This window comes from Salinisphaera sp. PC39, from assembly GCF_040361335.1.
Classification (GTDB): domain Bacteria; phylum Pseudomonadota; class Gammaproteobacteria; order Nevskiales; family Salinisphaeraceae; genus APNM01.
In genome coordinates this window covers 179,313-185,765 of the sequence record NZ_APNM01000008.1, presented here as the reverse complement: position 1 = coordinate 185,765, position 6,453 = coordinate 179,313, and the positions used below count along the sequence as shown (strand labels likewise).

Here is a 6,453-nt window from a genome sequence, read left to right as displayed (position 1 = left end):
GCAACGACCTGCTGGTCTCCGAACACATGGATCTGAGCGCCTACGAAAAGACGTAGGCGGGGTAATCCCGCGGCGATACCGGAAGAGGGCGGAGCTGTCCTTTTCCGGTACGCCGGGTCCGGCTCCGGCACGGCCGCGCCACGCATCGCGTGCCCCAAGCGGCGGCGGGATATCCCTGTCCCGCGCAGGGCCGCTCTCCCGGCAGCCCCTAAAGGAGCAGCGGTAGCAGGAACACGCCGGTCACGCCCGCCAGACCGACGATGACCAACGCCACCAGGCAATAGCCCCAGATATCCTTCAGGGCAAGGCCGGCGATGCCCAGTGCCGGCAAGGCCAGGAAGGGCTGGAGCAGGTTGGTCCAGAGATCGCCGATGGTATAGGCGTTGACGGCCACGGCCGCGGGAATCTCGAGCTGGCGCGCGGCCTCGACCAGGATGGGCCCCTGGATGCCCCACTGCCCGCCGGCCGACGGCACGAAGACGTTGATCAGACCGGCGGAGAGCATCGCCAGCAGGCCGAACGTCGTCGGCGAGGCCACGGAGACCAGCCAGGTCGCGATCAGCACGACCAGCCCCGAGCCGGCCATCATGCCCATGATGCCGGCATAGAACGGGAACTGGAGCACGATGGGCGCGATCGAGCGGGCGCCGTCGGCGAACACGCCGGCGTAGCGATGCAGCGAGCCGTGCAGGGCCAGTCCCAGCATCAGGAACGTGAAATTGAGCACGTTCAGGTTGAGGTCCCCGCCGCGCACGAGGAACCAGTGGAACAGCCAGGCGCCGCCGCAGGCGACCAGCGCGTACTGGATCGGGCGGCTCTCGTTGAGCCGTTCCGCCACGGTCGTCGGCTCGGCCCGTTCGGTCGGTGTCGCGGCGGCGTCGATGCGCTCCAGGGTCTCGCGATCCACCAGGCGCGCCTCGTCGTCGGACGGGGTCATGCGCCGGAAGGCCCACAGCACCCCGGCCACGCCCAGCGCGGCGGTCGCGATCTGGGTCGGCGCGAAGATGGTGTCGGCCAGCGGGATCACGCCGATCTCCGCCTCCAGGAAGTGCCCCGGGGTGCTCACCAGGATCGGCGCGGTGATGGTCAGGCCGGCGGGCAGGGCGGCGATCGCCCCGGAATAGGCGGCCGCCACCAGGATCGGGTAGTCGACGCGGACATGCTTGGCCATCTCGCGGGCGACGATGGGGCCCAGCACCAGGCCCACGCCCCAGCTGAACCAGGCCGCGCCGGCGGCGATCAGCACGATCAGGGAGACCGCGCCCGGCGGCGTCGAGGGCAGGCGGGCGAGGGCGGCGAGTCCCCGCTGCACGACCGGCGCCATGGCCAGCGCATATCCGGTCAGCAGGATCAGCGACATCTGCATGGCGAAGGGCAGGAAATCCCAGAACCCCCGGTACCAGTGGTCGAGTATGACCAGCGGGCCCCGGTTCGCGGCCAGCATGCCCAGGACCAGGGTCAGCAGGGTGAGCAACGCGGTCAGGATGAAACTGTCGGGCAGGAAGCGTTCGACGCTCCACTGGCAGTGTCTGGCGATGGCTCTGAGCATGATCTCCCCTCCGGTGCCGGCGATCGCGATCGTGCGAGGTTAGCCCTTGCATCGCGCGCGGGAACTACCTATAGGTGTGGTTGCAGCCCGGTATGCCGGGACCGCTCACACCGCCGACCGGAATGGGCATGGCCGCAGACGACAGCGACACGAAAGCGACCGGCGCCGCGCCACCCGCCGGCCGCTACGCCCCCTCGCCGACCGGACCGTTGCATTTCGGTTCCCTGACGGCGGCCGTGGCGAGCTGGTTGCAGGCGCGCAGCCGCGGGGCCGCCTGGTATATGCGCATGGAGGACATCGACCCACGCCGCGCCGTGCCCGGCGCCGCGGACGACATCCTGCGCACGCTGGAGGCATACGGCCTGACCTGGGACGGGCCGGTGCTCTACCAGAGCGATCGGCTCGATGCCTACGCCGATGCCGTGTCCGATCTCAAGGCGCGCGGGCTGGCGTTCGACTGCGGCTGCAGCCGGCGCGAGGCGCGCACCGGTCCCGCCGGGCCGGAGGGGCCGATCTATCCGGGGACTTGCCGCGACGGACTGCCGGAGGGCCGGTCGCCGCGCTCCGTGCGGCTGCGCGCGGGGCACGAGGAGATCGCCTTCGTGGACGGCGTTCTCGGCCGCCGCAGCCAGCGTCTCGACCGGGATGTCGGGGATTTCGTGATCCGCCGTGCCGACGGCTGTTATGCCTATCAGCTCGCGGTGGTGGTGGACGACGCCCACCAGGGCGTGGGCGAGGTCGTGCGCGGCTCGGACCTGTTGCTGTCCACGCCGCGCCAGATCCATCTGCAACGCTGCCTCGGCCTGCCCACCCCGAGCTATGCCCATGTCCCGTTATTGGTCGACGCGAACGGGGACAAGTTGAGCAAGAGCGAGGGCGCCACCGCTCTCGATCGCCGGCGCCCGGCCGAGGACCTGGTCGCGGCCCTCCGCTGTCTGGGGCAGGCACCGCCGCCCGGTCTCGACGCGTCGGGCGTGGCCGACGTCCTGGCATGGGGCCGGCGTCACTGGCGGCTGTCCGCGGTGCCGGCATGCACGACCCTGGTCTGGGATGCCGGGCGCGATCTCGCGGAGGAGGCATGACTATCGCGATCAAGCGTATCTACGATCCGGCGGAGCCGGCGGACGGTTACCGCGCCCTGGTCGACGGCATGTGGCCGCGCGGCGTCTCCAAGGAGAAGGCGGCGGTCGACGGCTGGTATCGTGAGCTGGCCCCCAGCCGCGAACTGCGCCGGTGGTTCGGGCACGATCCGGCGCGCTGGCGGGAATTCCGGCAACGCTATTTCGGGGAATTGGCCGCGGCCGAGCCGGAAAGTCTGGAGACGCTGCGCCGGCATGCGCGCGAGTCGGGCCTGACGCTCGTATTCGCGGCCCGCGACCGCGAGCACAACAACGCCGTGGCGCTGCGTGACTACCTGGAGGGACGTCGATGAGCGGGACGAGCGACCGGGAACTGGAGCTGGCGGAACGTGTCCGCGCGGCCTGTATCGAAGCCGCCGTGGCCGGTTACAGGGATGCCGCCATCCGGGGCCTGTGCGGCGAAGGGGCCCTGGAAGCGGCGATTTCCGCTATCCGCGGTCTCGAGCTGGCGCGCCTGGTCGACGACCCCGCCGATTGATCGACCGCGGCAGGGCGTCTACCAGCGTTCCTTGCCCCAGCGCTCGGGATGCGCCCAGTAGCGGGCGTTGAGCCAGTCCGGCGTGTCCTTGTAGTCGTAGATATTGAAGCGGTAGAGGGCGTAGCCGTCCTCGAATCGGCCGCAGCGTTTCATGCCGTAGGCGATCAGGTCGGTGTTGGACCAGCCGTCCGGGGTCAGCCTGACCAGGGCCAGGAAGCGCTTGGTGTGCAGGTCCCGCAGGCGGCTGAGCAGTTTGCCCGCGTCGGCGGATGTCAGACATTCCAACGTGCCGGCCACCACGGCGAGATCGTAGGCATGACCGTCGAGCGCCGCCGGCGTGGCGGCGTCCGGTGCCAGGTGCTCCGCCGCGCCATGCGCCTGGTCCACGGCGCGACGCAGTGCCGAATCCGGCGGGCAGACCAGCAACAGGCGGTCGGGCGCGGCCTGGTGCAACCAGGCCAGGATTTCCCGTATCGCGTCCTCGGGTGGATCGCCGGGATCGGATCGCATGCGGCTCCTCCGGGTTCGGCGGGAACGGACCGGTGCCAGCCTAGCAAAAACCGGCAAAAAAAAGCCCGGCTTCCTGGGAAGCCGGGCTTTGACGCGCGGATGTCCGCGGGTCTATTCGTCGACCACGTGCATCTCCACGCGGCGGTTCTTGGCACGGCCCTCGGGGTTGTCGGAGCCGTTCGGCTTAGTGTTGGGCGCCACCGGACGGGTCTCGCCGTAACCTTTGGTGTTCAGGCGCGAGGCGGCGATGCCGTGGTCGACCAGATAGGCCTTCACGGAATCGGCACGCTCCTGCGACAACTTCAGGTTGTAGGCGGCGTTGCCCACGCTGTCGGTGTGGCCCTCGATGCGCACCTCGATCGACTCGCTGGCCTGCAGCGCGTTGACGACGTTGTCGAGACGGCGCTCGGCGTCGGCGGTCAGCTTGGCGGAGTTGAACTCGAAGCGCACGCCCTGCAGGACGATGGGCTCTTCCTTCTCAGCCGGGCAGCCGACTTCGTCGACCTCGGTGCCGGCCGGCGTACCGGGGCAGCGATCGCTCTCGTCGGGCACGCCGTCGCCGTCGCTGTCGAGCGGCTCGGCGGGCGTCGGGGCCGGCGCGGGCGCCGGCTTCGGCTGCGGCTCCGGCGCGGCACGCCGCGGCTCGCTCTTCTGCGGCTTGGAGCCCAGCGGGATCTGCAGGCCCAGGGACACGACGTCGTCGCGGAACTTGAATTCACCGCCGGTGGGCGCATCGACCTCGCTGCTGCGATAGCGATACTCGCCGCGGATGGCGATGCCGCCGTCGGTGATCGGCGCCATGAAGCCTACGCCGATATCGATGAAGTCGGAATCCTGGTCACCGGTTCCCTGCGGGAAGAACACGTTATCGAAGTCGTGGCTGCCCTCGCCGAGGCCGACGATACCGAAGATCGGCAGGACGTCGCGCGCCGGGAAGAAGAGGGCGCTCAGGCCGTAGCCGGTGACGTCCATCTCGCTGCCGCCGCTGGCCTGGGCCTGATTCGACACGTTGTCGAGGTCCGACGAGCCGAAGTGGAATGCGTAGAGTTCCAGGGCCAGGTGCTCGGTCAGGTTCTTACCGATGCTGAACTGACCGCCGTACCCGTCGTCCGGATCGAAGCTGTCCTCGCCGTAGTTGCTGTAGCTCGCCATGGGGGCTACGTAGAAGCGCGTATCGAGTTCTTCGTCCGCACTCCAGCCGGCCGCTGCGTGCGTCAGCAGCGCGACTGCCCCAAGACCTAGAAAACTTTTGCGAATCATGGCCCCTCCCAAGGAACGATTCGATGAAAAAACTGCCACGGCCCGCGCCTCGGTGACGACGCGACAGCCCAGTACCGGAATTGTTACCACGCGTGGTGCTTGGGCGCAATCTCCCGATATGCCGCTAGCCTACTACAACCGAGCACGGTTATGCGCTGGCGCGCCAAGGGGTTCGGGCGATGTCTGGTTAATATCTGATCAGTCATGCGCACTTGGACGGCCGTGCTGCCCGCGGCATGGGCGAATCGCTGCCGGGACGGCCGGAGACGGGGCGGCGACCGGGGGAGCGGGGCGCACTTGCCGTGACCGCCCATTGCTGCAATCATCGCGCGCCCGTCGCCGGACGTTTGGCCGTCCGGCGGTGTCGAATCGAATTCAACGCGAGTGCCGTCGAACGATGGAAATCAACCAACTGAAAAGCCGTATGGATGCCCTGCGGTCGCGCCTCAGCGACCTGCGGGGCTATCTTTGACTACGCCGAACGCAAAGACCGACTGGAAGAGATAGACGCCGAGCTCGCGCGCGGCGAGATCTGGAACGAGGACCCCGACGCGGCCCAGGCGCTGGGCCGTGAGAAGGCGCGCCTGGAAGAGATCGTGGCGCCCCTCGAGGAGGGCGAGGCTGCGCTGACGGACTGCGAGGATCTGCTCGAGCTGGCCGCCGACGAGACCGACGGCGGCGGCGTGCTCGCCGATATCGAGGCCGAGCTCGGCAAGGTGGAGCAGCGCGCGCAGCGCCTGGAATTCGCGCGCATGTTCTCCGGCGAGACCGACGTCAACGACGCCTTCCTCGACATCCAGGCCGGCTCCGGCGGCACCGAGGCCCAGGACTGGGCCGAGATGCTGCTGCGGATGTACCTGCGTTGGTGCGAACGGCGCGGTTTCGGCACCGAGATCATCGAGGTGTCGGCCGGCGACGTGGCCGGGATCAAGAGTGCCACCGTGCACGTGACCGGCAGCTACGCCTACGGCTGGCTGCGCACCGAGACCGGCGTTCACCGCCTGGTGCGCAAGTCGCCCTTCGACTCGGGCGCGCGGCGCCATACGTCCTTCGCGGCGGTGTTCGTCTCGCCCGAGATCGACGACAACATCGAGATCGACATCGATCCCTCGGACTTGCGGGTGGACGTCTATCGCGCGAGCGGCGCCGGCGGCCAGCACGTCAACCGGACCGAGTCGGCGGTGCGGATCACGCACCTACCCTCGGGCATCGTGGTCCAGTGCCAGAACGACCGTTCCCAGCACAAGAACCGGGCCACCGCCATGTCGCAGCTCCGGGCCAAGCTCTACGAGCGGGAACTCGCCGCCCGCCGCGAGGCGGCCGAGGTCACCGAGGCGGGCAAGGCGGATATCGGTTGGGGCAGCCAGATCCGCTCCTACGTCCTGGACCAGTCCCGCATCAAGGATGTCCGCACCGGCCTCGAGGTCGGGAACACGCAGGCGGTGCTGGACGGCGATCTCGACCCCTTCATCGAGGAGAGCCTGAAACAGGGGCTCTAGGACGCCGCCGGCACGTGG

7 protein-coding genes are annotated in these 6,453 nt (G+C 69.0%); 4 read left to right on the top strand and 3 right to left on the bottom strand.

Annotated features, from left to right (window positions below; translation table 11 throughout):
* Nucleotides 1–208: 208 nt before the first annotated feature.
* Nucleotides 209–1,549 (bottom strand): short-chain fatty acid transporter, encoded by a 1,341-nt coding sequence (locus PC39_RS09885; protein ID WP_353253217.1) that lies wholly within the window; start codon nt 1,547–1,549, stop codon nt 209–211.
* Nucleotides 1,550–1,677: 128 nt separating this feature from the next.
* Here PC39_RS09885 and gluQRS point away from each other — a divergent pair, with 128 nt between their 5' ends.
* The 3 genes from gluQRS to PC39_RS09870 are packed head-to-tail and all read left to right on the top strand — an operon-like array spanning nt 1,678 to nt 3,166.
* Nucleotides 1,678–2,631 carry a tRNA glutamyl-Q(34) synthetase GluQRS gene (gene gluQRS, locus PC39_RS09880; RefSeq protein ID WP_353253216.1) on the top strand — a complete coding sequence of 318 codons (954 nt, stop codon included), beginning with the start codon at nt 1,678–1,680 and terminating at the stop codon, nt 2,629–2,631.
* Nucleotides 2,628–2,981, top strand: coding sequence for a DUF488 domain-containing protein (locus PC39_RS09875; RefSeq protein ID WP_353253215.1), 354 nt, complete (start codon nt 2,628–2,630; stop codon nt 2,979–2,981). Before gluQRS ends, PC39_RS09875 begins: the two co-directional genes overlap by 4 nt.
* Nucleotides 2,978–3,166 (top strand): acetyltransferase, encoded by a 189-nt coding sequence (locus PC39_RS09870; protein ID WP_353253214.1) that lies wholly within the window; start codon nt 2,978–2,980, stop codon nt 3,164–3,166. Before PC39_RS09875 ends, PC39_RS09870 begins: the two co-directional genes overlap by 4 nt.
* A gap of 18 nt (nt 3,167–3,184) precedes the next feature.
* Here PC39_RS09870 and PC39_RS09865 read toward each other — a convergent pair whose 3' ends face one another.
* Complete coding sequence (locus tag PC39_RS09865; RefSeq protein ID WP_353253213.1) at nt 3,185–3,676, bottom strand: DUF6231 family protein; 492 nt, start codon at nt 3,674–3,676, stop codon at nt 3,185–3,187.
* Nucleotides 3,677–3,787: 111 nt separating this feature from the next.
* Nucleotides 3,788–4,936: an OmpA family protein gene (locus PC39_RS09860; RefSeq protein ID WP_353253212.1), complete on the bottom strand. Its 1,149-nt coding sequence runs from the start codon at nt 4,934–4,936 to the stop codon at nt 3,788–3,790.
* 397 nt (nt 4,937–5,333) lie between these two features.
* Between PC39_RS09860 and prfB the strand changes: the two genes are divergently transcribed.
* Nucleotides 5,334–6,435, top strand: a protein-coding gene (prfB, locus tag PC39_RS09855) for a peptide chain release factor 2 (RefSeq protein WP_353253211.1) whose coding sequence is annotated in 2 segments (ribosomal slippage) — nt 5,334–5,405 and nt 5,407–6,435 — 1,101 coding nt in all. Because the reading frame shifts where the segments join, the coding sequence is not laid out codon by codon here.
* Nucleotides 6,436–6,453: the final 18 nt, after the last annotated feature.